Origin of the sequence: Quadrisphaera granulorum (assembly GCF_003149145.1) — a bacterium.
Classification (GTDB): Bacteria; Actinomycetota; Actinomycetes; order Actinomycetales; family Quadrisphaeraceae; genus Quadrisphaera; species Quadrisphaera granulorum.
This window is the reverse complement of sequence record NZ_QGDQ01000008.1, coordinates 106,883-131,051: the sequence shown is the minus strand read 5'-3', so window position 1 is coordinate 131,051 and position 24,169 is coordinate 106,883. Positions and strand designations below refer to the sequence as shown.

Here is a 24,169-nt window from a genome sequence, read left to right as displayed (position 1 = left end):
GGGATCAGCCGGCCAGGGCCTCGAAGTCCGAAAGCTCCTCGGTGGTGACGTTGCCGGACAGCCGTGCCCAGCGCGCCAGCCGCGGCAGGTACGACTCCCGCCCCGCGCGTTCCGCACCGGGCTCTTCCCACACACCGTCGACGCCGTGGGCGGTGGCGAGCTCGCGGCGCAGGTCATCGAGGACGTTGCGGATGGTCTTGGCGCTGGTGCGGTGCCCGCGCTCGGCGAGGATCTGCTCCATCTCCGCGTACGACGGCGTGCCGTGCTGCCCGTTCCACCCGAAAGCGGACGGCAGACAGAGGGCGCAGAGCAGCATTCGGTGCCGCGGGGTGAGCGACTCGATGCGGGCGAAGCCGACCGTCGCTCCGCTGGCCGCCCCGATCACCGCCGTCATCGGCAGCGGCGCTCGGGGCGGTCGTCGCGCGGCCCGCAACCCGGTGACGTCTACGGAGACGGAGTACACGCCGTGCTCGCCGTCGATCGTCACGGTGACGAGGTCGTGCGGGCCAGTCCCGCCCACCATGAGCGGGAGCACCTCGAACGGCTCGCCCGGGAAGGTCTCCACCACCAGCGACCGCTTGTCGGAGGTGTTGTGGATGAGCACGCCGTCGGGGCGGCACTCCAGACGGCCGGCGTAGCGCGGGATGCGCAGGTCGGCGGGGTCGTGACCGATCCGCAGGTCGTTGCCTTGCCCGCGTCCGAACGCCAGCTGCTCGCCCGGGGCGAGCTCGCGGCGTGCGGACCCGCTGCGGATGACGGCAACGGGGGCGCGGGCTACCGGTCCGGGCACGCCGCGGAGCGTAGTCGCCCAGCCGTGATCATGGACCTCCCGAACACTTTCCCCCCGTGATCATGGGCGGTTGGCCACCTCCGGAGCCGGTCGCCCCTCGAGCCGCCCCTCGAGCCGCTGCTCCCGGGCCGCAGCGGCCGGCGTCCCCGGCGTCGGCAGCCACCGCAGCAGCGCCGCGCTCTGCACGAGCGACCACACCGCCGAGCTCGCCCAATACACGAGCAGCCCCAGTGGCACGGCAGCGCTGGTCGCGGCCATGACGAGCGGCATGACCCATACCGTCATCCGCTGCGCCTGACCGACCGGCCCCTCCAGCACTTCGGGCGTGGTGCCGAGACGGAGCTGCCGGTGGGTGGTGACCCAGGTCGCCACCGCGACGACGGCGACCAGCACCACCGCCAGCAGCGCCCCTGCGCCACCACCGAGCAGCGACCCCGACAGCGGCGCACCGAGCACCGTCGCCGCCCCGGCCTGCGCCGCGAGCAGCGGCGTGAGCAGCCCGACGGCGTGCTCACGGGCGGCACCGTCGAGCACGTGCGCCAGGGCGAGCATCACCGGGACCTGCAGCAGCACCGGGAGGAACGACAGCGGCGACGCCCCCGCCTCGACATGCAGCGCCTTCTGCTCAGCGCGCCAGCGGGCCAGCTCGGCCGGGTCGCGCGTCAGCTGCTGGCGGCCGCCGGGCCCGGTCGGTCGGGAGTAGCGGGTCTGCAGGGCGCGGAGCTGCGGTGCGATGCGCGCCAACCGGTGCGACGCGCGGACCTGCCGCAGCACGAGCGGCAGCAGTGCCAGCCGCACCGACACCACGAGGACGACGATGGCGCCGACCCACGCGGCACCGGACGCGGGATCGAGCCCCAGCGCGCCGAGCAGCGCGTGCGCGACGACGAGGACGCCGGAGACCGCGGTCTCCAGCCAGGCGAAGGGGTTGAGCAGGGACCAGGACGACGGCATGCGGAAACTCCAGACGACGGGCAGACGGGGACGGGGAGTCCCCGCGCCGGGCCGCCGGGCGTGCTCGGGTGAGCAGTCGTCAGAGGGCGAGCGGGCGCGGGGAGGTTCCCGCGCCCGGAGCCCGCGAGCGCGTGCGGCCGGGACGTCCCGGCCTGTCGTCGAGGCGGACGACGACGTCCGCCTGCCAGCGCACCGCGGCGGGCGCGCGCGGTGGGGCGGTGAGCAGCAGGACGGCGAGCGCCGACGCCACGGCGGGCCCGACGGCCAGCGCAGACCCGGCGAGAACCGCCGCGGCCAGTGCGCCGTTGGCCAGCGCTTGGGGCAGGCCCTGGTCGGAGACGGCCGACGGGAGCAGCAGGAGCAGCGGGCCGAGCAGCACCGCCAGCGCGAGGATGAGCCGGCGGACGGCTCCGCGCTGGCTGCTCACCTCGCCACTGTGCGGCCCGGCGGCCCGCCGGCGCAACACCGCCACACCCTCGCACTCCCCTCCCGTTGCCCCGTGCCATCGCCACCGCCTTCCGGCGCCGCGAGGCGCGCACCAGGATGATCGTCGTGACCAGTGACGTGGTGGTGCGGACGGCGACCCTCGACGACGTCGAGGAGGTCGCGCGACTGTTCCGCGGCTACCTCGAGTTCTACGAATGCCCCCGCGAGCCCGCGGCGGTGACCGCGTACTTGACGGCGCGCATCGCGAACGGGGAGAGCGTCGTCCTGATCGCTGAAGCCCCCGCCGCTGAAGCCCCCGCCGCCGAAGTCCCCGCCACCGAGGACCCCGCGGCCGACGGCCCTGCCCACCGTGGGGCGGCGCTGGGGTTCGCGCAGTGCTACCCCACGTGGGCCTCGCTGGAGCTTGCTCCGGCGTGGGTGCTCTACGACCTCTTCGTCGATCCGGCTGCCCGCGGCCGTGGCGTCGGTCGGGTGCTGCTGCGCGCCGTCGCCGAGCGCGCCCGTGCCGCCGGCGCGACGACGGCCGTGCTGGAGACCGCGCACACGAACACCGCGGCCCAGGCCCTCTACGAGAGCGAGGGCTGGGTGCCCGACACCACCTACCGGACCTACGCGCTCACCCTGTGACCCCCACCCTCGAGGTGGCCAACTGCCCATGATCACCGCGGGAATCGAGAGCTCTCTCACCGTGATCATGGGCGGTTGGCCACCTCACCCACAGCGAAGGGTTGGCGCACGGCGATCGCGAGAGTAAGTTCCTGCGACCGTGCGTCACGACGGGCAGCCAGCCTCCGGCACTGTCGAACTCACCGTGACCTGGCTCCGCGTCCACGGGCGCCTGTTCGCCTCCGGCTGGCGCCGCGGCGCCACCTACCGCGCGGCGGCCCTCGGCGGGCTGGTCGCCAACGCCACTTTCGGTCTGCTCAAGGCGAGCATCCTCACCGCCGCCGTGCGGGCCGCCGGCGGTGAGCTCGGCGGCTACGACCAGGCCGCGATCCTCGCCTACGCCTGGCTGACCCAGGCGCTGCTCGGGTCGGTGAACCTCTTCGGCCGCAGCGACCTCGCCGACCGCATGAAGGACGGCAGCATCGCCATCGACCTGCTGCGCCCCGTCGACGTGCAGACCGCCAGCACCGCGCAGGAGGTCGGCCGGGCACTGTTCTCGCTGCTGCCGCGCGGCGTGCCGCTCGTCGTCCTCGGAGCACTGTTCGGAGGGCTGCGGCTCCCCACGGATCCAGCGCAGCTGGCGCTCGGCGTGATCAGCGTGGTGCTCGCCGTCGTCCTGAGTTCCCTGCTGGTCTACCTCGTCGCAGCAAGCGGCTTCTGGACGGTGGAGACGCGCGGCCTCCAGGTCTTCTACATGATCGTTTCCGGGTTCCTCGCCGGACTGTTCGTGCCCGTGACGCTGTTCCCCGACTGGCTGCTCACCCTCGCGTGGAGCACGCCGTTCCCGCCACTGCTGCAGGTGCCCGTCGACGTGCTGTCGGGGCGCGTCACCGGCACCGCCGCGCTGGCGCTGGTCGGGCTGCAGGTCGGGTGGCTCGCCGTCATCTACGCCATCGGCGCTCTCATGACGCGCGCCGGGCGCCGTCGCCTAGAGGTGCAGGGTGGCTGACGTGGCTGCGGCATGGCGCCCGTACCGCGCGGTGCTCGCCTCCCGCGTGCGCTCGCAGGCGAGCTACCGCGGCGGCTTCGTGCTCGACCTGGCGAGCTCCCTGCTCGTCGGCCTCGTCGAGCTGGCCGAGGTGTGGGTGCTCTACCGCGCGATCAGCGACCCGGGCGGCATCGGCGGGCTGGACCTGGCGGCCGCCGTCCTCGTCTTCGGGTTGGCGGACCTCAGCTTCTCGATCGCCGACATGCTCGTCGGCCACGTCGACACCCTCCCCCGCTACCTGCGCTCGGGCACGCTCGACGTCTTCTACCTGCGCCCGCAGCCGCTGCTCGCGCAACTCGTCACGAGTGAGATCAGCGTGCGTCGCATCACGCGCATCGCGGTGGGCGCGGTGGCGCTGGGCATCGGACTGGTGATCAACGACATCGCGTGGACGCCGCTGCACGTGCTGTTCCTGGCGCTCGTCGTGCTCACGAGCACCGCGACGTTCGCCGGGGTGTTCGTCGCGGCGGCGGGCGTGCAGTTCTTCCTCGTCGACGCCTCGGAGATGACCAACGCCATCGTCTACGGCGGCCGGTACGCCGCCAGCCAGCCGGCGTCGGTGTGGAGCAAGCCGCTGGTGGCGCTGTTCGGCTTCGCCGTCCCGATCGCCTTCACCGCCTACCTGCCGACGGTCGCCCTGCTGGGTCTGCGGGGCTCGGCCTGGTTGCCCGGATGGGTGGGCTGGCTGGCGCCGCTCGCGGCGGTGTGGACCTGGGCGGTGGCGCTGCTGGCCTGGCGCACCGGCATCCGGCACTACCAGGGAGGTGGAGGATGAGGACGACGACGACGGCGCCCGCCGTGCAGGTGTCGCAGCTGACGCGGACCTTCCGCGTGCGGTCGGGGGTGCTCGGGCGGCGCGAAGTGACCGCCGTCGACGACCTCACGCTGACGATCGAGGCCGGCGAGTCGGTCGGGTACATCGGCGCGAACGGCGCCGGCAAGTCGACGACCATCAAGATGCTCGCGGGCATCCTTGTCCCGACGTCCGGCACCGTGCGGACGTGCGGGCTGGAGCCGGTGGCGCAGCGCAAGGCGCTGGCGCGGCGGATGGGCGTGGTGTTCGGGCAGCGGTCGCAGCTGTGGTGGGACCTGCCACTGGCGGAGTCGTACCGGATCCTCGCGGCGGTGCACGGGCTCAGCGCTGCGCGTGAGCAGGAACGGACGGCCGAGCTGGTGGAGCGGCTGGAGCTGGGCGCGTTTTTGGCAACGCCGGTGCGGCAGCTGTCACTGGGGCAGCGGATGCGCGGGGAAGTGGCGGCGGCACTGCTGCACTCCCCCGCCCTGCTGGTGCTCGACGAGCCGACCATCGGCCTGGACGTGCTGAGCAAGCAGCGGCTGCGGGAGTTCCTCCTGGCCGAGCGGGCCGCGCACGGCACCACGCTGCTGCTCACCACGCACGACATGGGCGACGTCTCCCGGCTCTGCGAGCGGGTGCTGCTCGTCGACCACGGCCGCCTCGCCTACGACGGGTCGCTGGCGGGGTTGTCGAGGGAAGTCGGGGCGCGTCGCGTGCTCGTGGTCGACCTGGCGGCGCCGACCCCGGATCTGGTGGAGGTGCCGCACGCGGAACACCTTGGCAGCGAGGGTGGCGGGCTGCGCCAGCGACTGGCCTTCGATGACGCGGCGACCACCGCCGCGGCGGTGCTGGCCGCCGTGAGCGAGCGCGTGCAGGTGCGCGACCTGTCCGTGGAGGAGCCCGACGTGGAGGACGTCGTCCGTCGCGTCTACCAGTCCCGCGGCCGCTGACCCTCCCTGATCATGGACTTCCCGTGCACTTTCCTTTCGCCATCCTCGCTACCCAGGAGCGGAAGGCGCCACCAGCTGGAGGTGCTCCAGCACCTCGTAGCGCCCGGTGGAGGTGTGGCTGCGCACCAACCGCGCCTCGGTGGCGGTCCACGTCGGCCCCCGCAGTTCGGCCAGCTGGTCGGCGAGTCGTCCCAGCGCACCGGAGCCACCTCGGCCTGTCGCGCGAGCCAGCGTGACGTGCGGCCGATAGGGACGCTCTTCGAGCGCCACCCCGCCCGCCCTCGCCGCACGGGCCACAGCGGCAGCCAGGGCTGACAGTCGCTCGAGGTCGCCGGCCACCCCCGTCCACAGCACGCTACTCCCGAAGCACCCGGCGCCACTCAGCCGGAGCCTCACCGGCCCGGTCGATGCTGCCGCCCAGCGCAGCAGCGGCACGAGAGGGTCGACGACGTCGTCGTCGAGCTCACCGAGGAAGGCGAGCGTCACGTGCCAGCGGGACGGCGGCGACCAGCGCACGCCGGGCACGTGGCCGAGCTCGGTGACAGCTTCGGCCACCTGCTGCAGTGCCTCGGCAGGAGGCTCGAGGGAGACGAAAAGCCGCATGGCTGTGCACAACTCCCATGATCACAGCCTGTCCCATGATCACGGTCTGAACGTGCTTCGGAAGTCCATGATCGCGGTGGGGTGGGGGGTCAGCGGGTGGAGGCCAGCACCCGAGCGGCCTCGCGGGCGGCGTCGGCGTTCTTCTGCAAGTCACGCGATCCCGCGAGCTTGGCCGCGATGTGCTCACCGACGGTCATGGGCGGATAGAGCGGCTCCTCGCCGTCGTCGACGGTGCCCGGCAGGGCGGTGATGACGGCGTCGACGTCGCCGTCGTGGAAGAACGCCGCGGAGCGGCGCCGCTCGATGGTGCCGTCGACGATCGGCGGCTTCACCCGGTGCAGCGTCGACATCCAGCGCTCGTTGGTCCAACGGGCCATGACGTCGCCGAGGTTGACGAGCAGGGCACCGTCGGCGGGCATGACGTCGTGCCAGCCGCCGTCGGCGCCGAGCACCTGCAGGCCGGGCACCTGGTCGGCCCACAGCACGGTGACGATGCCGAAGTCGGTGTGCTCGCCCATGCCGGTGAGGTCGCCGTCGAGGTCGACGGTGCCCGGCGGCAGCGCGTAGTTGTTCATCCGCAGCACGTCGAGGCTGTGGCCGGTGACGCCGCGGAACCAGCCGGGCTCGAGGCCGAGGGCGTCGGCGAAGACGTCGGTCAGGGTCCGGGCGACCCGGCCGGCCTCGGCCTCCCAGGCCTGCACCCGCTGACGGAAGCCGGGGACGAGCTCCTCCGACGGCCAGAGGTTCTCCGGGTAGTGCGCCGGGTCGAGCGGTACGGGCGCGTCCGGGTAGTCGCTGACCGCTGCGCCCGTGTTGAACGCCTCGAAGAAGTCATTCATGCGGCTGGCGGACTCGACCCCCAGCGACAGCGAGAGGTTCTCGCTCTTGGGCGGGGTGTAGCCGCGATTGACGCCCTTGGGTGCGCGCAGCTGCTTCTTGGTGTCGAGGGGCAGGGAGAAGAGATCGTCGATGGCGGACGCCAGCCCGGCGGCGACGTCATCCGGCACGCCGTGCCCGGTGACCTGCACGAAGCCGACGGTGCGACAGGCGGCGTCCATCGCGGCGGCGGTGGCGGCGCGCTCCTGCGGTGTGCCCCCCGTGACGTAGGAGGAGATGTCGACGACAGGCACCTCGAATGCTGCGCTCATGACCCTGATCGTAAGTGCTACTTACGACCTATGGGTGACACCAGCGTTACGGCTTCCTCGCCGCGGTGACGACGGCGAGGGCCTCGACCGGCTGGACGTCGCCGTCGGGGCCCGGGCGCAGCACCCAGCGGTGCGGGACGTCGCCCTCGTGGTGCAGCGAGTCGCCCGCGCCGAGGTCGGTGCTCGTGCCGTCGGCGAACTCGACGGTCAGCGCACCGCGCAGCACGTGCACGAACACCTCCCCCGACTGGGAGAACCAGTCCTGCTCGGCGTCGCCGGGGTGGATGACGTAGTGGTGCGCCTCCAGCAGCACGCCCTCCCCAGTGCGCGTCAGCAGGCGGGAGCGCTGGGGCGGACGCCCCTCGTCGTCGTCGTCGCTGACCCGGTAGCGGGGGCCCTCGCCCGCGCGCGTGGTGCGGCGGACCTCCCCGGTGAGCGGCAGGAGGTCGTTGGCGGCGCAGCCGAGCGCCGAGGCGAGCCGGTAGAGCACCGGGATGCTCACCGACGAGCGGCCGCCCTCGAGCTGGCTGACGAACGGTCCCGACACCTGCGCGCGCCGGGCGAGCTCAGCCACCGACAGCCCCGCGGCCGTGCGCCGGGCGCGCACGGCAGCGCCGACCAGCGCGCCGGGGTCGTCCTGGGTGTCCGGCGACCCTCCGGGAGCCGTCACGACCTGTCGGGCTGCGGCGCGCTGGCCACGCCGCCGCTTGACGCGGTGGGCGCCGCGTCGTCGGTGGCGAGGTCGGTCCAGCACGGCAGGCCCGCGGGCCACGGATGGGAGCGGCGGCTCATGCCCCGATCCCAGCACCCGCCACCGACACCCGTCGAGACCGGCATCCTGCTACGTTTGCTACAGGATGCACGACCGTTGCACACGGGCGTTGCACACGGGCGTTGCACACGGTCGTGACGAGCGGTCGAGGAGCTGACGTGGAGAACATCGCTCACCGGGACCTCCGCAACAACAGCAGCGAGGTGCTCCGCCGGGTGGCGGCGGGCGAGAGCTTCCAGGTGACCAACTTCGGTGCTGTGGTAGCGCGCCTCGTCCCCGCGGGTCGTCCGGAGTCGGCTCCCGGTCTGACGGTGCGACGCGCCATCTCCCGCGAGCCCTTCTCCCCCCCTCCTGCCTCGACCCGTCCAGCGCCGGAGGGTGACGACGCTCGGGGCGTCCTCGAGGACCTCGACGAGCTCCGCGCCGACAGGTGAGCACCTACGCAGACACCTCTGCTCTCGCGAAGCTGCTGGTGGCCGAGGCGGAGTCGAGCCAGCTCGCCGACCACCTCAACGCCGTGGTCAGCGCCGGGGGCAGCATCTCCTCGAGCAGCCTGGCAGAGACGGAGCTGCGGCGACTCGCCGTGCGCCGGGGCGTGGAACAGACACGTGTGACCGCCCTGCTGCAGCGCGTCGACCTGGCCGAGCCCGACCGCGCACTGTTCACGGAGGCCGGGTTGCTGCCCGACGCCTCCCTGCGCAGCCTGGACGCCCTGCACCTCGCGACCGCACTGAGGCTCAGCGCGGACGTCGTAGTGGCCTACGACGTTCGGCTGCTCGCCGCGGCGACCCGGCTGGGACTCCCGACGCTGAGTCCCGGGTGGGAGACGCCCTGACCGCGCACGACCACCCGCAGGCGCCTGTCAGGTGAGTCGGGCGGAGACGGCCTCGCCGTGGGCGGGCAGGTCCTCGGCGTTCGCGAGGGCCAGCACGTGGGGGGCGACGTCGGCCAGCGCCTCCCGTGTGTACTCGACCACGTGGATGCCGCGCAGGAACGTCGCGACGCTCAGACCAGCGGTGTGCGCGCACGTGCCGCCGGTGGGCAGCACGTGGTTGGACCCGGCGCAGTAGTCGCCGAGCGAGACGGGGGCGTACGGCCCCACGAAGACGGCGCCGGCGTTGCTCACCCGCGCCGCCACGCGCGCGGCGTCACGCGTCTGGATCTCCAGGTGCTCGCTGCCGTACGCATCGACGACGGCAAGGCCCGCCTCGACGTCGTCGACCAGCACCACCAGCGACTGCGGGCCGGCCAGGGCCACGGCGATCCGCTCGCCGTGGCGCGTCGCCGGGACGCGGCGGGCGAGGGCCTCGTCGACGGCGTCGGCCAGGTCCGCGCTATCGGTGACGAGCACCGCGGCGGAGGCCTCACCGTGCTCGGCCTGGCTGATGAGGTCGGCGGCGACGTGCTCGGGGTCGGCCGTGTCGTCAGCGAGGACGGCGACCTCCGAGGGGCCGGCCTCGGCGTCGGTGCCGATGACCCCGCGCAGCAGGCGCTTGGCGGCGGTGACGTAGATGTTGCCGGGGCCGGTGACGAGGTCGACCGGGGGGCAGCTCTGCGAGCCGTCGACCTCGCGCGCGCCGAGGGCGAACATCGCCACGGCCTGCGCCCCCCCGACGGCGTAGACCTCCTCGACGCCGAGCAGAGCGCACGCGGCGAGGATGGTCGGGTCGGGCAGGGCAGCGTCAGGGCCGTTGCCGCGGCGGGGTGGGGTAGCGACGGCGAGGCTCTCCACGCCGGCCTCCTGCGCCGGGACGACGTTCATCACCACGCTGCTGGGCAGCGGCGCGACACCACCGGGCACGTACAGCCCCACGCGCTGAACGGGCACGAAGCGCTCGGTGACGGTGCCACCCTCGACCACCTTCGTCACCACGTCGGTGCGGCGCTGGTCGGCGTGCACGCGCCGTGCGCGGCGGATCGACTCCTCGAGGGCGGCGCGGACGGCCGGCCGCTCGGCGGTGAGGGCGTCCAGCGCCTCGGTCAGCGCCGCCGCCGGGACGCGCAGGTCGGTGACGCGGACGCCGTCGAACTTCTCGCCCAGCGCGCGGACGGCGTCCGCGCCACCCTCGCGGACCTGCTCGACCACGGGACGGACGACGGCGAGCGCCGCCTCGACGTCGACCTCGGCGCGCGGCATGCGGCTGCGCAGCTCGCGCGCGTCGACGTGCTGGCCGCGCAGGTCGAGGCGTCGCATCGTCACGGGGGCGCTCGTCGAGGAGGTCGTGCTGCTCACAGGGGTCAACCCTAGAGGCGTCCCCGACACCCCTCGGTGATCATGGACCTCCGAAGCACTTTCCCACCGTGATCATGGGCGATTGGCCACTCGACGGTGGCCGATCGCCCATGATCACGGCCGGGTTTACGCACAGCGTCCATGATCACGAAATGGGGACCAGGGCGGCGCGGGCTGCCGTGACAAGCGCCGACGCCACGGCATCGAGTGCGGGGCTGCGCAGCTTCCACTGCTGCCAGTACAGCGGCACGTCCACCGGGGCCTCGTCGAGCTGCACGAGCCGCCCGGACGCCAGGTCGCCGCTCGCGTGCGCCTGCGGCAGCAGCGCCCACCCCCACCCGAGCTTCACGGCCTCGGAGAAGTCGATGGACGCCGGCACGTGGTGGCGCGGCGGATCGAGTCGCTCCCCCGCACCGGCAGCCGAGGCTCGCGCGGCAAGCCAGACGTCCTGCAGTTCGTCGTCGCGGTCGAAGACGACGACGGGGGCCCGCCGCAACGCCTCCCCCGTGACGCCATCGGCGAACCAGCGGTCCACCACCTCGGGTGTCGCCACCGCGAGGTAGCGCAGCGCGCCCAGCGGCTGCACCGAGCAGCCGGGTACCACCTCCGCGTCGGAGGTGATGGCACCCACTACGGACCCGTCGCGCAGCAACCGGGCCGTGTACGACTGGTCCTCCCGGCGCAGGTCCAGGCACACCTCGGCCTCGGGCCCGGCGAGGTGCGCGAGCGCGGGCAGCACCCAGGTGGCGAGGGAGTCGGCGTTCACGGCGATCGGCAGCACCGGCGGCCGCACCCAGCGCCCGTCGTCCGCCCCGCCACGGCCCGGCTCGTCGTCGGCGGCGCCTCCCAGCGCCGCCGTCGTGTCGGCCACGAGCAGAGACACCTGCCGCGCCAGCTGCAGCACCCGCTCCCCCGACGCCGTCGGCCGCACCGGCCGCGAGCGCACGAGCAGCACCCGCCCGGTGGCCTGCTCCAGCGCCCGCAGCCGCTGACTGACCGCCGAGGTGGTGATGTGCAGATGGCGCGCTCCCGCTTCCAGGGTGCCCGCGTCGACGACGGCGGCCAGCGCCCGCAGCTGCCCGAGGTCCAGGTCCATGCCCTGATGTTAAGCAATGCTTCACCAACTGCAGAAGATGTCGATGGACTGCAACACCGGCTCTGCCTAGCGTCGACAGCGTGATCCAGACGTCCGACCCCCACCTCATCGCCGCGGCCTCCGGCCTCGGCCTGGGCCTGTCGCTCATCGTGGCGATCGGCGCACAGAACGCCTTCGTGCTGCGCCAGGGGCTGCGCGGGGAGCACGTGCTGGGCGTCGTCGCCATCTGTGCCCTGTCCGACCTCGTGCTCATCCTCGCCGGGGTCGCCGGAGCGGGAGAGGCGCTGCAGGCGTGGCCTGCGGCGCTCGTCGTCGTCAGGGTGCTGGGGGCGGTGGTGCTCGCCGGCTACGCCGTGCTCGCCGCCCGCCGCGCGCTGCGCCCCGCCGACGGTGAGGCGGCTGCGCTGCGCGCCGACACCACCGGCAGCGGGACCGCGCTGACCGCCGCGCTCGTCACGTGCCTGGCGCTGACGTGGCTCAACCCGCACGTGTACCTCGACACGGTGGTGCTGCTGGGTTCCATCGCCAGCACCCACGGCGACGAGCGCTGGTGGTTCGGCGCGGGCGCTGGCGCCGGCAGCGTCATCTGGTTCACCGCGCTGGGCTTCGGCGCGCGACTGCTGCGGCCGCTGTTCGCCAAGCCCGTGGCGTGGCGGGTGCTGGACGGGATCATCGCCGTGATGATGGCCGCACTGGCGACCTCGCTCCTGCTCGGCGCATGAGCTCGGACCTCACCTGAGGACGACGACGGCGAGCGCCGTCACGATCACAGGCGCTCCGCGATGGCCCGCCGGAGTGGGTCGTGCTGGGGTCCGAGCGCGGTGGCGGGCTCGTGCCACCGCTCGATCGGGTAGACCCAGACCGGGCGCCGGACCACGTCGGCCGGCTCCCACTCGTAGCGGGGCCAGATGTGGGTGTGCAGGTACGGGCTGGCGTTGCCGAGGATCTCGATGTTGACGCGCCGGAAGGCAGGATCAGCAGCGGCGCAGGCGCCTTCCACCGCTGCGGCGAGCGCGGCGACGCTGTCCATGTAGTCGCGACGTGCTGCCGTGCTCAGGTCCGACAGGCGCGTGGCCGCCGGGTCGTCGGTGAGCAGCACGCAGTACCCGGGCAGGAACTGCGTGTCACCCATGGCGGCGAAGGAGGCCGGGAGCCGCGCGAAGACGCGGGGGTTCTCCCCGCGGAGTGCCGCGCCCACCTTGTCCCCACGCCACGCTTCCGAGCTGTCCGTGCTGTCTGAGCTACCTGAGCTGTCCGAGCTGTCCATTCCGATCACGCGCCGATCCAACCAGCGGCCAGAGCCAGACCCTGGTAGCAGCGGCGTGCAGAAGTCGCCGCAGACCGCCTCAGGGGGCCCGATCCGGGACTTCTGCACGCCGCTGTGACCACCCCGCCGTTGCGCGAGACGTCAACGCCGCCGCACCTCCCGCGCCACGAGGTGCACGAGGTAGGCGCCGCCCAGCGACACCGTCACCACGCCCGCGGGCAGCGGCACGGGCAGCACGTGCTGCGCCACCACGTCGGAGGCGAGCAGCAGCAGCGCCCCCACCAGCCCGGACAGCAGCAGCGGCTGGTGAGGCGTGCGGGCGAGGCGCCGCGCGACGTGCGGTGACACCAGCGCCACGAACGCCACCGGCCCGACCACGGCCGTGGCCACGCACACGAGCAGCACGCCGAGCAGCAGCGCCACCCCTCGCACCAGCGCCACGCGCACGCCGGTGGCGGCGGCCACGTCGTCTCCGAGGTCCAGCTGTCGTAGGGACGTCGTCAGCGTCAGCGCGCCGACCACCAGCAGGGCCGTCACCACCGCGGCGGGAGTGGTCTGCACGGCGGTCACACCGTTGAGCGACCCGGCGCCCCACGCGGAGGCGAACATCGCCACGTCGAGCTCCACCTGGAGCAGCAGCCACGTGTTCACCGACGCGAGCAGCGCCGAGACCCCGATGCCGACCACCACCAGCCGCAGCCCTCCGACCGCTCCCCCGCTGGCCAGCAGCCATACCGCCAGCGCCGCCGACAGCCCGCCGGCCACGGCGCTCGCCGTGAGGGTCAGCCAGCTCCCGGCACCGAGCACCAGCGCCACGAGCACGCCGGTGAACGCCCCGTGCGCGAGCCCGACCACGTCGGGGCTGGCCAGCGGGTTGCGCGTCACGGTCTGGAACAGCGCCCCGGCCACCGCCAGCCCGAACCCCAGCACCACCGCCGCTAGCGCCCGCGGCAGCCGCCACTGCACCACCACCACGTGCCCGAGCCCGTCTCCGGTCAGCGCCGCGACCACCTGCGCCGGCGACAGCCGGAACTGCCCCAGCCCGAGGCTCACCACCAGCAGGACGAGGACGACGACGACGAGCGCGGCGCCCACCACCGCTCCGCGCGATCGCCGGCGCTGCGGCCTCAGCGCCCTCACTACAGCACCCGTCAGCGCGCTCACCGGGTGCTCCGCCGCGCCACGGCGATGAGCAGCGGGGCGCCGACCACGCCGATCACCACACCCACGGGGACCTCGGCGGGGGCGATGAGCACCCGGCCGATCACGTCGGCGAGGAGCACGAGCACCGGACCGAGCAGCAGGCAGGTCGGCAGGAGCCGCCCGAGCGACGGGCCGACCAGCCACCGCGCCACGCGCGGCGCCACCAGCCCCACGAACACGAGCGGTCCCGCGACGGCGGTGGCGGCACCGGCCAGCAGCGTCACCGCGGCCACCACCGCCAGGCGCAGCCGTGCGACGCGGACGCCCTGGGAGCGGGCGAGGTCGTCGCCGAGGGAGAGCGCGTCGAGGCCGCGGGCGCACACGACGGCGATCAGCAGACCCGCCAGCACGAACGGCAGCGCCGGCCCCAGCACGTCCCAGCCGCGGCCGAGCACCGAGCCGGCGTTCCAGCTGCGCATCGCGTCGAAGGCGTCCGGGTCGCTGAGCACGAGGCCCGTGGTGATGCCGGACAGCGCGGCGCCGAGCGCCACCCCAGCGAGCACCAACCGCAGTGCGCCGCCGCCGACTGACCCGCCGCCCACTGACCCGGCGGCACCGGATCCGCCGGACCTGCCGGCGCTGCCTGCCCCGCCGACCGCTCCGCCGACCACGATGACGGCCGCACTGAGCACGAGCGCCCCGGAGAGCGCGAGCCACAGCACCGACCACGGGTCGTGGAGCCCCAGCAGCGCCACGCCGAGCGCGACGGCGAAGGCCGCCCCGGCGTTGACGCCCAGCAGGCCGGGGTCGGCCAGCGGGTTGCGGGTGAGGCCCTGCACGAGCGCACCGGCCACCGCGAGCGCGGCGCCGGCGAGCACGGCCGCGGCGGTGCGGGGCAGCCGCAGTCCCATGACGTACTGGGCGTCGGCGCTGCCGCGCCCGGCGAGGGCGTCCAGCACCGCTGCCGGCGCCAGCGGTTTGGCGCCGACGGCCAGCGACAGCACCACGGCCGCCACCAGCGCGGCAAACCCCGCGAGCAGGACGACGGGCAGACCGACGGTCAGCGGCGCCCGCCGTCGTCGTCGTCCTGATCCGACCTCGGGCGAAGACGACGACGACGGCGCAGCGGCTTCCAGCGAGCGAGGTGGCATCAGGAACCGGCGCTGAGGATCCTGTCGAGGTCGTCGAGGACCTTCTGCCCGCCGAGCGGCCCCACCCCGGAGATCCACCAGCTCGTGTCGACGGCGACCACGCGGGGGAAGTCGGCGGGGTTGGCGGTGATGGCTGCGGGGATCGCGGCCGGGTCGGCCGCGGTGACGAGCACGAGGTCGGCCTTGGCCTGGGCGATCTGCTCCGGGGAGATGTCCGTCTGGATGCCCTGCGCCCACTCGCGCGGCGGGATGGTCAGGCCCGCGCACTCCATGGTGCTGCCGGCGAACGACGTCGGGCTGTAGAGGCTGAGCGTGGTCTCGTCGCGGGGGCGCACCAGCTGCGCGGTCATGCCGCTCGTGGGATGGGCACTGCGGACCTGCTCGCACCGCTGGGTGTACGTCCCGAGCGCGGCCGTGGCCGCCTCGGGCTTGCCAAGGGCCTCGCCGACGAGACGGACGCTGTCCTGCCAGGGGTCGGTCTGCGACGTCTGGAAGACCGTCGGGGCGATCTGCGACAGCTGGTCGTAGAGCTTGGAGTGCCGCGCCTCCGTGCCCAGGATGAGGTCGGGCGCGAGCGCGGCGATGGCCTCCAGGTCGGGCTCGGAGACCGTGCCGACCGGCTTCACGCGGTCACCGACGCCCAGGTAGGCAGGCACGCCGGCAGTCGCGTTGACGACGGCCGCGCCGACCGGCACGACATCGAGCGCCACCGCGGTGTCGAGCTGCACGGGCTCGAGCACCACCACGCGCTGCGGGGCATCGGGCACCTCGGTGGTGCCGCGGGCGTGCGTCACGGCGTGGACGCCGGACTCGCTCACGGCAGGTGCGGCCTCGGATGCCGATCCGGCGCTCGACGAGCTGGCACCTGCGGCGGAGCAGCCCGCCAGGAGGGCCGCGGAGAGGAGCGCGGTCGCGAGGGCGGCCGGGCGGAAGAGGGCAGGGGTGGTCACAGCATTCTCCCGATAGTTAGGTGAGGCAAGCCTAACCTAGAGCCGATCGGGGACCGACCGCACAGCGCCCCGTCAGTGCTCCGCGGGAGGGGTCCGCAGGCCCCGCTCCACGTGCAGCGAGCGATACACGCCCGTGCGCAGCTCCACCTCGTACTCCAGCGCCAGGGGCATCGCCAGGTCTCGCGCCACGGCGACCTCGGCGTCGACGTCGTACGGCACCCGCACGAACTGGTAGCTGAAGGGGGCGCGTTCCGGGGAGTCGAGCTCGCCCTCCAGCAGGAGGTAGCTGAGCTGGGGGTCCTCGTCGAGGGGGTTGCCCGCCGAGCCGCAGTTGATGAGCGTGCGCCCGTCGATGACCTCGCTGTACGCGTGGTGGAGGTCTCCGTAGACGACGACGTCGGGCGTGGGCGTCGGCCCGTCGCGCTCCGTGAGCGGCGTCGCGGCGAAGAAGGAGTCGAACTCCTCCTGCGAGTGATGCCGCCAGATGCGCGTGAACGGGCTGTCGGTGGAGGCGTGCACGAACCGCACCTGCCGCCCCGACAGCAGCAGGTGGTGCGCCAGGGGCAGGGTGCGCATCCAGGCACGGTCGTCGTCGGACAGCTCCGCGCGCCACCACTGCATGCCCGGGTGCGTCATGCGGCGAGACAGGTCCGAGAGCACGACCTCCCAATTCCCCATCACCGTCAGCGCGCACCGCTCGCGCGTGAGCTGCACGCACTCCGAGCCCCGGGGCCCCTTGCCGGCGACGTCACCGAGGTTGAGGACGACGTCGGCGCCGCGGCGGTCGGCGTCCTCGAGCACCGCGCGGTAGGCGGTGAGGTTGCCGTGGACGTCCGAGACGACGGCGATGCGCACCACGCCCCCACCTTCTCGCACCCCCCGCGGCGGCGCTGCCCCGGCTCGCCACTCCCCTCTGCCCTCCCGTCCACCGCGACGATCACGCGATTCCACGCCACCTCCCCGCCGCGCCTGCGCAGTTCAGGGACGTCCCGCCGCCCGTCAGGCCCCTGATCTGCGCACCCGCCCCTCTCGCAGCGACCGGACAAACTGGCACCGTGCCGTGGAACCCGCCCTTCCCTGAGCAGCCACCGCCAGACGATCGCATCGAGCGGCTGCATGACCGCGTGGCACGGGTGACCCGAGGCGACGACGAGGGCATGCTGCTCTGCCGCGTCGACACGCGGTGGACCCAGGTCGGCGGCCACACGACTCGAGCGCGACGTCCCTGGAGTCCCGGCGGGGCAGCTGTGGAGTGTTGGCCCCTTGCGAGTAGTCACCCCGTCACACCGAAGGGGCACCTTCAGTACAGCGAGTGCGGCGCACGCGCAGGGATCTCACCCCTCACCGCGGTCTGCGGGACGCGAGCTTCGCGAAGGACCACCAGGGTGGACCGCGTGGACCTCGACCAGCTCCGCCGCCGCCTCGCGATCGCGCTGGCTGTGGGACCGGAACCACTCGGCGTTCCCGGCCCCCTCGTGGAGCTCACGGGCGGGTGGGCGGGCACGTCGGTGCTCGCCGTCACGCTGTACCGCGCGGACTTGCCGGGGACTCCGACCACGGGCGGCCGGCCCCACGAGCTGGCGACCACCTCACCCGGTGGAGCCTGAAGCCCCGACGCCGGACAGCAGCTTGCGCAGCAGCTGCACCAGCTGACGGCGCTGCGACTCGTCCAACTCTGCCGTCAACCCGCCAACCTCGCGCGCCATCCGCTCCTCCACGTCGAGAGCCACCTCGCGCCCGCCGGTGGTGAGCGACACGGTGACCGCGCGCTTGTCGCGAAGATCCGGTGCCCGAGCGACCAGCCCTCGACGCTCGGCGCGATCCAGGAGACCGGTGGTGCTGGACGCGGTGAGCCCCAGGTGGTCGGCCAGCTCACGAGCACCGGGTGTCCGGTCACGCAGCACGCCGAGCATCCGCACCTGCGTGAGGGACAGGTCGTGCCCGTCGGTGGCACGAGTCAGGGCCGCCTGCACCTCGAACGACAGCTGGACGAGCGCGTCGACGACGTCGCCATCCGCAACACCCTCTGCGGAGCCGGGATCTGAGGCCACGACTTGACAGTACTACGTGGCACGAACCATATTCGTTCGTGCCACGTAGTATCCCTCCCTCGCTGTTGGAGCCGTCATGAAGGCAGCAGTGGTCCTCCGCTTCAACGAGGCCCCGCAGTACCGCGACTTGCCCGAACCGAGCGCAGCACCCGCCGGTCGCGAAGTGATCGTCAACGTGCTCGCCGTTGGGCTCCACCCCCGGGTGCGGTCGCAGGCCTCCGGCTCGCACTACACGAGCACGGACCAGCTGCCGTTCGTCCCCGGCATCGACGGCGTCGGACGCGACCCGCAGGGCCAGCTGCGCTACTTCGTGCTGCCGGACACCGCTCTGGGTTCGCTCGCCGAGCGAACCCTCATCGATCCGCGTCGCAGCGTGCTACTCCCCGACCACGCCGACCCGGTCGCCATCGCCGCGACGATGAACCCCGCGATGTCGTCCTGGGTCGCGCTGCGTCGTCGCGCCGACTTCCGCGCCGGCCAGAGCGTGGCGGTGCTCGGCGCCACGGGCAGCGCCGGCCGCCTGGCGGTGCAGATGGCCCTGCACCTGGGTGCCTCCCGTGTCGTCGCCGTCGCCCGCAACGCCGAGCGCCTCGACGCCCTGACCGCGGCCTTCACCAGCAGCGGGACCGCCGCACGCGTGGAGACCGTCACGTTCACCGGCGACCAGGGCGACGGGGACGACGACGGCGCCGCGCAGCTGGGTCTTGCCTGCTCGCGCGTCGACGTCGTCGTCGACTACCTGTGGGGGCAGCCGACAGCGCAGGCGCTGCGCGCCGTGATCCCCGCGCGAGCCGACGACGACCAGCGCCTCACCTGGGTCCAGGTGGGCTCCGTCGCCGGCGCCACCAGCCCGATCCCCTCGGCGGCGCTACGCGCCACGAACCTCGCACTGCTCGGGAGCGGACAGGGTTCGGTGAGCACGCGCGACATCGTCGACGAGCTCGGTGAGCTGGCCGCGCTCGTTACCTCCGGCGGCTTCCAACTGACGACGCGCACCGAGCCGCTCTCCCGCGTGGAGAAGGTGTGGGCCGCGCCGGGCGACCCCGACGAGCGGCTCGTCCTCATTTCCTGACAGCGGGGGACGCCCCACACCGCGCCGGCTCCGTGAGCGGACCGCCGCGGCATGCGCCTCAGGGTGGGTGGCTCAGACGGTGAAGCGGCCTGTGAGCTCCCGCAGGCGCGCCGCCGACGTCGCCAGTTCGGTGGCGGTCGAGGCGGTCTGCCCCGCGCTGGCGCGGTTGAGGTCGGTGCCGCGGGCGATGTCGGAGACGTTGGCGGAGATCTGCGAGGACCCGGCCGAGATCTCGGTGACGTTACGCACCATCTCGGAGGTGGTGGCGGACTGCTGCTCCACGGCCGCGGCGATGGTGGCCTGGACCTCGTCGATACGGGCGATGACGGCACTGATCTCGGTGACCGCGGAGGCGGCCGCAGCGGCATCACCCTGGGTCGCGGACACCTTCGCGACGATCTCGTCCGTGGCCTGCGCCGTCTGGCGGGCGAGCTCTTTGACCTCCCCGGCGACGACCGCAAAGCCCTTGCCCAGCTCGCCGGCGCGGGCAGCCTCGATCGTGGCGTTCAGTGCCAGCAGGTTGGTCTGCTCGGCGATGGACGTGATGAGCTTGACGACGTCCCCGATCTCCTGCGAGGAGACCCCGAGCCGCTCGATCGCCCCGCCGGCCGAGCCCGCCGCGGATACCGCGGAGGACGCCATCTGGGATGCCTCGCTGGTGGCGGTGGCGATCTGAGCAATTGCCGCTGTCATCTCCTCACCAGCCGCGGCCACCGTGGCAATGGATCCGGTGACCTCGTCCGAGGCGGCGGACACGATCATCGTCTGCGCGGCGGACTCCTGCGCACCGGACGCCATCTGCGTAGAAACGCCGGCCAGTCCCTCGGAGGTCGCCACCAGGGCATGAGCCTCCTGGGTGATCTCACGCATGGCGGTGGACAGCGCGTCCAGCGAGGCGTCAGTCGAGGCGGCCAGCTGTCCAACCTCGTCCGATGAGGTGAGCCCGACACGCCGGTCGAGCCGCCCCTCAGCGACTCCCAACATCACGTCGACGACCTGAGACAGCGGGCGGACGACGGCCCGCGTGGTGCGCCACGCGACGAAGGTCGCCACGACGGCCGCGAGCACGAAAGCGGCGACCATCAGGGTGAGGAAGCCGTCGACGATGCTGCGGGCCTGGTCGCTGGCGGTCTTGTTCATCGACTCCTCGAGGTCGATGAACACGTTGATGGAGTCCAGCCAATCGTTGAAGGCCGGCTTCGCCTGGGTCATGAGCACGGTCTGCGCCTCGGCGTCGCGGCCCCGGGCGTGGAGGTCGAGCACCTGCTGGATGAGAGGCAGGGTCCGCTGCTGCACCTCGGCGATGGCTGCGCGGGCGTTCCTCTCCTGCTCCGTGATGCCGTCGTCGGCGGCGAACATCGCGTCGAGCTTCTTCTCGGAGTCCGTGTAGTCGGCAGCAAGTGTGGAGATGAGCGCGATGTCCTGCTGCTTCTCCGCATCGGTCGGGTCCAGCAGCACATCGCGCAGGGCGATGGCGCGGTTGTGGACGCTGCCGCGGAAGTTGATGGCGTACCGCTGCTTGACGCTGTTGTGGTCGTTGATCTGCACCAGGCTCGCCTGGACCTTGCCGACCTGGACGACGCCAAGCGCGGTCACGGCCCCCAACATCAGGATGACGACAAGGAATCCGAGGCTGATGCGCCGGCCGATGGTGAGGGAGGGCAATGCCACGGCTACTCCATGGTGGTCCTCGAAGCCCCGCACGGCGCAGGAGCTGATGGGCTGCGGGCCCACGACGCCCGCCCATAGTGCGTCGTCCATCGCAAGGGGACCTTTAGCCATGACGAGCGGCGGATTCATCGCCCGCACGAGCGGCCTACGCCGCCCCCTCCGCTCAGGGACCCAGTGCGGCGACCGCCTCGATCTCCACCAGCTGGCCGTCGTAGCCGAGGACCGTCACGCCGAACAGGGTGCTGGGGACGTCGTGCTCGCCGAACGCGTCACGGACGACCTCCCACGCGGCCACGAGATCTGCCTGCCGGCTGGAGGCGACGAGCACGCGCGTGTACGCGACGTCGCGCAGCTCCGCGCCGGTGTCGCGTAGGGCGGTGAGGAGGTTCTCGACGGCGACGGCAGCCTGACCGCGGTAGTCACCGGGGTGCGCCGTCGTCCCATCGGGGTTCAGCGGACACGCCCCAGCCAGGAAGACCGTGCGCGCTCCCGGCGCGGTGACCGAGGCGTAGGCGTACTCGGCGACATCGGACAAGGTCTGGGAGCGGACGAGGGTCACAGCGTTGGCCACGAGATCGACCCTACGCAGGGCGCTCCGACCCGGTCGCGCCGCGGAGCCATCGCTCTCGGCACATCTCGAAGCCCAGGTACCGCGAGGGTCGCCGAAGAAACTCCGCCAACTCGCGGGGGCCGGTCGGCTCCATGCCGATGCGATGCAGCACCCGGACGAGCTGGTCATCGCAGCACCAGCATCCGGTCCGCTCCACGCTGAAAACGGTAGGCCGTAGGCCGCAGCTCGGCGACGACGCCGTCCGCAGCCAGCAGCGAAAGCAGCTCCGCCAGACCCTCGTGCTCTCGGTCTCCGCCGACGACGACGAGCGGGTACACCCGCACCTCACCCCGCGCGACACGCACGAGCTCCCTCAGGGCCGCGAGGTGGAAGGCGTCGTCGAGGCGGTCGGCGTAGGTGAACAGCAGGTGCGAGCTCAGTACGAGGTCGAAGGCGCCGTCGTCGAACGGCAGCCGCGGAAGGGACGCCTGCACGTAGTGCTCCGGCTCCGCGGCAGCGTGAGTGGTGAAAGCCGCCGCGGCGCGACGGCGCTGGGCGAGGTGGTCCTCAGGAGTGGCGAAGAACGTCCAGACGAAGCCCTCAGGGTGGGTGCGGGTCCAGTCATGCCCGCGCTCGGCCTCCACCGACGCGCGCTTCCCCAGCTGCCGGAGCCCCTCGGCACGGAGTGCCGCCGGACCCGCGGCGGGGTAGGTCGGGTCGACGGCGACGACGTCAGCGCCGAGCTCGCATGCCTCAGCCGTGAACGACGCGGCTCCGCCGGGGCAGTCGAGCACGCTGCCGGACAGGTCGGTGTCGGACAGGTCGAACATCGCGCGGTACTCGGCGAGGGACCGGGCGCTGACAAGCACGTCGCCGAAGCCGGACGTGCCTTGCCGGGGAGTGGTGGGCTGGGGTGTGGTCACGGTGCGCTCCAGGGGTTCCGGCGGTTGAACCGGCCTGGAACACCGCTAGCGCGAGTCCGTCAGCCGGTGAGGGCAGAGGGACTGCGATGCGCCAGTGCGCTGCGTCAGTGCCCGCCCTACGAGGGCGGCCACCACAGACGGCGAGCAGCGGAGATCACCGGCGCACCGTATCAACCCGCGCCGTATCAACCCGCGACGAATCAACGACAACCACGTCAAGGGCAGCTCAGCCGTCGGAGCGTCTTCCGATCGAGAGACGGATCATGGGGCCATGGGGGACTTTGGTCCCATCATCAACCTCCCCATGACCGACAGACAGGAGGAGACACCAGGAGCGGCACCGACGACGGTCCGCCGGAGTGAGGAGGAGCTCGTGATGAAGCCCGCCAGGGGCCCTACGGCGACGGCAACAGCTGCGGGAATCGTGGCCGAGGCTGAGGCTGACGTGCGTGCGGTGGTGGAGGTCGTCAAGGCCGTCGCTACCGCCACCACCTCCGTCCAGGCCGTCGCCACTGCCCTGGACGCCGTCCGCACCCAGTTCGGCTGGCTCTACGGCTCCTACTGGCAGGTCGAAGGCAAGGGCACCCCCTCCTCACCGGCCCAGCTGCGCTTCACCCAGGAATCCGGCCACACCAGCCAGGAGTTCGCCCAGGTCACCCGCACCGCCGCTTTCGGCGAAGGCGTCGGCCTGTCAGGACGCGCCTGGAAAGCCCGCGACCTCGTCTTCGTCCAGGACATCGCCGAGCTCACCGACTGCGTCCGCGCCCCCGTCGCCCAGCGCTCCGGCGTGCGCTCAGGGGTCTGCTTCCCCATCATCGAAGCCGGCACCGTGATCGGCACCATGGACTTCTTCACCGATCACACCCTGAACCCCTCGCCCCGCCGCCTCGACGTGCTGCGCTCCATCGGTGTGATCGTCTCCCAAGCCCTCGAACGCGTCCACGAGGCCGAGCGCCAAGCCAAGGCCGCCCAGGACGTCGAGGCCGTCAACGCCGTCCTGCGCGAACTGTCCGGCGCCGCAGACCCCACCCGCGCCGTCCGCTTCGCCCTGGACACCATCAAGACCGGATTCGGGTGGGACTACGGCTCGTTCTGGAAGGTCGACTCCACCGGCAAAGCCCTCGCCTTCGACCAAGAGGTCGGCCAGGTCGGGGAGGAGTTCCGACGCGTCACCATGACCGCCTCCTTCGCCAGAGGGGTGGGTGTGGCCGGACGCACCTGGGCCGCCCGCGACATGCTCTTCGTCGAAGACCTCGCCGAGGTCACCGACTGCGTGCGCGCCCCCGCCGCCCGCAACGCCGGCGTCAAGTCCGGAATCTGCCTGCCGATCGTCGTCGACGGTGACGTCGTGGGGACGATGGACTTCTTCGCCACCCGCACCCTGGTGATGTCCCCCAGCCGAGAGTCTGCGCTGCGTAACACCGCCTACCTGCTGGGGCAGGCGCTGGAACGCATCTCCGCGCGGGAGAAGCTCACCGTGGCTGGGCGCGAGCTGGTGGTCTCCATCGAGGAGGTCGAGCGCAACGTCATCGCAGCCTCCACCGTGGCCGAGCGGGGACGGGCGCTGACCGAAGAGGCCAACGCCGACGTCTCCGGCCTGGGTGAGTCCAGCGCGCAGATCTCCAAGGTGGTCTCCACCATTCAGGCCATCGCAGCCCAGACCAACCTCCTGGCACTGAACGCCACCATCGAAGCCGCCCGCGCCGGACAGGCCGGCAAGGGCTTCGCCGTGGTCGCCGGGGAGGTCAAGGAACTGGCCAACGGCACCGCCAAGGCCACCACCGAAGTCGACGAGCGGGTCCGGCGCATCCAGACCCAGGTCACCGACGTCATCGAGCGCCTCTCGGCGATCACCGCCGTCGTCGACGAGATCAACGAGACCCAGAACGTCATCGCCGGCGTCCTGACCGAGCAGGTCGCCGTCACCCGCGCCATCCTCGGGTGACGA

General features: G+C 72.7%; 28 protein-coding genes. 10 read left to right on the top strand and 18 right to left on the bottom strand.

Translation table 11 applies throughout. The features are described 5' to 3' along the window. Positions 1-4: 4 nt before the first annotated feature. The 3 genes from BXY45_RS08495 to BXY45_RS08485 form a co-directional block, all read right to left on the bottom strand. Complete coding sequence (locus BXY45_RS08495; protein ID WP_109773897.1) at positions 5-790, bottom strand: hypothetical protein; 786 nt, start codon at positions 788-790, stop codon at positions 5-7. A 60-nt stretch (positions 791-850) separates the two neighbouring features. Further along, complete coding sequence (yidC, locus tag BXY45_RS08490; protein WP_109773896.1) at positions 851-1,744, bottom strand: membrane protein insertase YidC; 894 nt, start codon at positions 1,742-1,744, stop codon at positions 851-853. A 79-nt stretch (positions 1,745-1,823) separates the two neighbouring features. Continuing rightward, positions 1,824-2,171 carry a hypothetical protein gene (locus BXY45_RS08485; RefSeq protein ID WP_146211138.1) on the bottom strand — a complete coding sequence of 116 codons (348 nt, stop codon included), beginning with the start codon at positions 2,169-2,171 and terminating at the stop codon, positions 1,824-1,826. A 125-nt stretch (positions 2,172-2,296) separates the two neighbouring features. On the opposite strand from BXY45_RS08485, the gene BXY45_RS08480 reads away from it, so the two are divergent. The 4 genes from BXY45_RS08480 to BXY45_RS08465 all read left to right on the top strand — a co-directional run bounded on the left by BXY45_RS08480 (position 2,297) and on the right by BXY45_RS08465 (position 5,591). Further along, on the top strand, positions 2,297-2,818 hold the full coding sequence (locus BXY45_RS08480; RefSeq protein WP_211319364.1) for a GNAT family N-acetyltransferase: 522 nt from the start codon (positions 2,297-2,299) through the stop codon (positions 2,816-2,818). A 184-nt stretch (positions 2,819-3,002) separates the two neighbouring features. Further along, a complete protein-coding gene (locus BXY45_RS08475; protein WP_109773893.1) occupies positions 3,003-3,806 on the top strand; it encodes an ABC transporter permease in 804 nt (267 codons plus the stop codon). Next, positions 3,799-4,620, top strand: a complete 822-nt coding sequence (locus BXY45_RS08470) for an ABC transporter permease (protein WP_109773892.1) — start codon at positions 3,799-3,801, stop codon at positions 4,618-4,620. Before BXY45_RS08475 ends, BXY45_RS08470 begins: the two co-directional genes overlap by 8 nt. Then, positions 4,617-5,591 carry an ABC transporter ATP-binding protein gene (locus BXY45_RS08465; RefSeq protein ID WP_109773891.1) on the top strand — a complete coding sequence of 325 codons (975 nt, stop codon included), beginning with the start codon at positions 4,617-4,619 and terminating at the stop codon, positions 5,589-5,591. The genes BXY45_RS08470 and BXY45_RS08465 overlap by 4 nt, the downstream gene beginning before the upstream one ends. A 48-nt stretch (positions 5,592-5,639) precedes the next feature. Here BXY45_RS08465 and thpR read toward each other — a convergent pair whose 3' ends face one another. The 4 genes from thpR to BXY45_RS24515 all read right to left on the bottom strand — a co-directional run bounded on the left by thpR (position 5,640) and on the right by BXY45_RS24515 (position 8,134). Continuing rightward, entirely contained in the window at positions 5,640-6,194 is a 555-nt protein-coding gene (thpR, locus tag BXY45_RS08460; RefSeq protein ID WP_109773890.1) for an RNA 2',3'-cyclic phosphodiesterase, read from the bottom strand. Between the two features lie 89 nt (positions 6,195-6,283). Further along, positions 6,284-7,342: an isopenicillin N synthase family dioxygenase gene (locus BXY45_RS08455; protein WP_109773889.1), complete on the bottom strand. Its 1,059-nt coding sequence runs from the start codon at positions 7,340-7,342 to the stop codon at positions 6,284-6,286. Positions 7,343-7,388: 46 nt separating this feature from the next. Further along, on the bottom strand, positions 7,389-8,012 hold the full coding sequence (locus tag BXY45_RS08450; RefSeq protein WP_170131388.1) for a helix-turn-helix domain-containing protein: 624 nt from the start codon (positions 8,010-8,012) through the stop codon (positions 7,389-7,391). Continuing rightward, the gene (locus BXY45_RS24515) at positions 8,009-8,134 is read right to left on the bottom strand and encodes a hypothetical protein (protein WP_281270566.1); all 126 of its coding nucleotides are present in this window, start codon (positions 8,132-8,134) and stop codon (positions 8,009-8,011) included. The genes BXY45_RS08450 and BXY45_RS24515 overlap by 4 nt, the downstream gene beginning before the upstream one ends. 138 nt (positions 8,135-8,272) lie before the next feature. Here BXY45_RS24515 and BXY45_RS24510 point away from each other — a divergent pair, with 138 nt between their 5' ends. After that, positions 8,273-8,548, top strand: coding sequence for a type II toxin-antitoxin system Phd/YefM family antitoxin (locus tag BXY45_RS24510; RefSeq protein WP_281270565.1), 276 nt, complete (start codon positions 8,273-8,275; stop codon positions 8,546-8,548). Further along, entirely contained in the window at positions 8,545-8,949 is a 405-nt protein-coding gene (locus tag BXY45_RS08440) for a type II toxin-antitoxin system VapC family toxin (RefSeq protein ID WP_109773887.1), read from the top strand. The genes BXY45_RS24510 and BXY45_RS08440 overlap by 4 nt, the downstream gene beginning before the upstream one ends. 27 nt (positions 8,950-8,976) lie before the next feature. Here BXY45_RS08440 and hisD read toward each other — a convergent pair whose 3' ends face one another. Beyond that, positions 8,977-10,308 (bottom strand): histidinol dehydrogenase, encoded by a 1,332-nt coding sequence (hisD, locus tag BXY45_RS08435; protein WP_109773928.1) that lies wholly within the window; start codon positions 10,306-10,308, stop codon positions 8,977-8,979. 184 nt (positions 10,309-10,492) lie between these two features. After that, complete coding sequence (locus BXY45_RS08430; protein ID WP_109773886.1) at positions 10,493-11,443, bottom strand: LysR family transcriptional regulator ArgP; 951 nt, start codon at positions 11,441-11,443, stop codon at positions 10,493-10,495. A gap of 80 nt (positions 11,444-11,523) precedes the next feature. Between BXY45_RS08430 and BXY45_RS08425 the strand changes: the two genes are divergently transcribed. Continuing rightward, positions 11,524-12,165 carry a LysE/ArgO family amino acid transporter gene (locus BXY45_RS08425; RefSeq protein ID WP_245961697.1) on the top strand — a complete coding sequence of 214 codons (642 nt, stop codon included), beginning with the start codon at positions 11,524-11,526 and terminating at the stop codon, positions 12,163-12,165. Between the two features lie 44 nt (positions 12,166-12,209). Here BXY45_RS08425 and BXY45_RS08420 read toward each other — a convergent pair whose 3' ends face one another. The 5 genes from BXY45_RS08420 to BXY45_RS08400 all read right to left on the bottom strand — a co-directional run bounded on the left by BXY45_RS08420 (position 12,210) and on the right by BXY45_RS08400 (position 16,812). Next, positions 12,210-12,710 carry an HIT domain-containing protein gene (locus tag BXY45_RS08420; protein ID WP_109773885.1) on the bottom strand — a complete coding sequence of 167 codons (501 nt, stop codon included), beginning with the start codon at positions 12,708-12,710 and terminating at the stop codon, positions 12,210-12,212. Between the two features lie 141 nt (positions 12,711-12,851). Continuing rightward, the gene (locus tag BXY45_RS08415) at positions 12,852-13,874 is read right to left on the bottom strand and encodes a FecCD family ABC transporter permease (protein ID WP_109773884.1); all 1,023 of its coding nucleotides are present in this window, start codon (positions 13,872-13,874) and stop codon (positions 12,852-12,854) included. Beyond that, entirely contained in the window at positions 13,871-15,004 is a 1,134-nt protein-coding gene (locus tag BXY45_RS08410) for a FecCD family ABC transporter permease (RefSeq protein WP_109773883.1), read from the bottom strand. Before BXY45_RS08410 ends, BXY45_RS08415 begins: the two co-directional genes overlap by 4 nt. Next, positions 15,004-15,954, bottom strand: a complete 951-nt coding sequence (locus tag BXY45_RS08405; RefSeq protein WP_109773882.1) for an ABC transporter substrate-binding protein — start codon at positions 15,952-15,954, stop codon at positions 15,004-15,006. Before BXY45_RS08405 ends, BXY45_RS08410 begins: the two co-directional genes overlap by 1 nt. A gap of 72 nt (positions 15,955-16,026) precedes the next feature. After that, on the bottom strand, positions 16,027-16,812 hold the full coding sequence (locus tag BXY45_RS08400; protein WP_109773881.1) for a metallophosphoesterase family protein: 786 nt from the start codon (positions 16,810-16,812) through the stop codon (positions 16,027-16,029). 536 nt (positions 16,813-17,348) lie between these two features. Here BXY45_RS08400 and BXY45_RS08395 point away from each other — a divergent pair. Next, positions 17,349-17,561: a hypothetical protein gene (locus tag BXY45_RS08395; RefSeq protein ID WP_146211137.1), complete on the top strand. Its 213-nt coding sequence runs from the start codon at positions 17,349-17,351 to the stop codon at positions 17,559-17,561. Here BXY45_RS08395 and BXY45_RS08390 read toward each other — a convergent pair. Continuing rightward, entirely contained in the window at positions 17,544-18,005 is a 462-nt protein-coding gene (locus tag BXY45_RS08390; RefSeq protein ID WP_109773879.1) for a MarR family winged helix-turn-helix transcriptional regulator, read from the bottom strand. The two genes, BXY45_RS08395 and BXY45_RS08390, sit on opposite strands and share 18 nt — an antisense overlap. A gap of 76 nt (positions 18,006-18,081) precedes the next feature. On the opposite strand from BXY45_RS08390, the gene BXY45_RS08385 reads away from it, so the two are divergent. Then, positions 18,082-19,077 (top strand): quinone oxidoreductase family protein, encoded by a 996-nt coding sequence (locus BXY45_RS08385; protein ID WP_109773878.1) that lies wholly within the window; start codon positions 18,082-18,084, stop codon positions 19,075-19,077. A 72-nt stretch (positions 19,078-19,149) separates the two neighbouring features. Here the strand turns inward: BXY45_RS08385 and BXY45_RS08380 are convergent, their stop codons facing one another. The 3 genes from BXY45_RS08380 to BXY45_RS08370 all read right to left on the bottom strand — a co-directional run bounded on the left by BXY45_RS08380 (position 19,150) and on the right by BXY45_RS08370 (position 22,221). Then, positions 19,150-20,838 carry a methyl-accepting chemotaxis protein gene (locus tag BXY45_RS08380; protein WP_170131387.1) on the bottom strand — a complete coding sequence of 563 codons (1,689 nt, stop codon included), beginning with the start codon at positions 20,836-20,838 and terminating at the stop codon, positions 19,150-19,152. Positions 20,839-20,911: 73 nt separating this feature from the next. Then, on the bottom strand, positions 20,912-21,319 hold the full coding sequence (locus BXY45_RS08375; RefSeq protein ID WP_109773876.1) for a RidA family protein: 408 nt from the start codon (positions 21,317-21,319) through the stop codon (positions 20,912-20,914). Positions 21,320-21,483: 164 nt separating this feature from the next. Next, the gene (locus BXY45_RS08370) at positions 21,484-22,221 is read right to left on the bottom strand and encodes a methyltransferase domain-containing protein (RefSeq protein WP_211319362.1); all 738 of its coding nucleotides are present in this window, start codon (positions 22,219-22,221) and stop codon (positions 21,484-21,486) included. 376 nt (positions 22,222-22,597) lie between these two features. Between BXY45_RS08370 and BXY45_RS24505 the strand changes: the two genes are divergently transcribed. Beyond that, positions 22,598-24,166, top strand: coding sequence for a GAF domain-containing protein (locus BXY45_RS24505; protein ID WP_109773875.1), 1,569 nt, complete (start codon positions 22,598-22,600; stop codon positions 24,164-24,166). Positions 24,167-24,169 lie beyond the last annotated feature (3 nt).

What these genes read in the sequence shown, in the direction of transcription:
- BXY45_RS08430 (WP_109773886.1), bottom strand. Translation starts at nt 11,443, where the DNA reads ATGGACCTGGACCTCGGGCAGCTGCGGGCGCTGGCCGCCGTCGTCGAC.
- hisD (WP_109773928.1), bottom strand. Translation starts at nt 10,308, where the DNA reads ATGCGACGCCTCGACCTGCGCGGCCAGCACGTCGACGCGCGCGAGCTG.
- BXY45_RS08385 (WP_109773878.1), top strand. Translation starts at nt 18,082, where the DNA reads ATGAAGGCAGCAGTGGTCCTCCGCTTCAACGAGGCCCCGCAGTACCGC.
- thpR (WP_109773890.1), bottom strand. Translation starts at nt 6,194, where the DNA reads ATGCGGCTTTTCGTCTCCCTCGAGCCTCCTGCCGAGGCACTGCAGCAG.
- BXY45_RS24505 (WP_109773875.1), top strand. Translation starts at nt 22,598, where the DNA reads ATGAAGCCCGCCAGGGGCCCTACGGCGACGGCAACAGCTGCGGGAATC.
- BXY45_RS08410 (WP_109773883.1), bottom strand. Translation starts at nt 15,004, where the DNA reads ATGCCACCTCGCTCGCTGGAAGCCGCTGCGCCGTCGTCGTCGTCTTCG.
- BXY45_RS24515 (WP_281270566.1), bottom strand. Translation starts at nt 8,134, where the DNA reads ATGAGCCGCCGCTCCCATCCGTGGCCCGCGGGCCTGCCGTGCTGGACC.
- BXY45_RS08465 (WP_109773891.1), top strand. Translation starts at nt 4,617, where the DNA reads ATGAGGACGACGACGACGGCGCCCGCCGTGCAGGTGTCGCAGCTGACG.
- BXY45_RS08380 (WP_170131387.1), bottom strand. Translation starts at nt 20,838, where the DNA reads ATGGACGACGCACTATGGGCGGGCGTCGTGGGCCCGCAGCCCATCAGC.
- BXY45_RS08455 (WP_109773889.1), bottom strand. Translation starts at nt 7,342, where the DNA reads ATGAGCGCAGCATTCGAGGTGCCTGTCGTCGACATCTCCTCCTACGTC.
- BXY45_RS08420 (WP_109773885.1), bottom strand. Translation starts at nt 12,710, where the DNA reads ATGGACAGCTCGGACAGCTCAGGTAGCTCAGACAGCACGGACAGCTCG.
- yidC (WP_109773896.1), bottom strand. Translation starts at nt 1,744, where the DNA reads ATGCCGTCGTCCTGGTCCCTGCTCAACCCCTTCGCCTGGCTGGAGACC.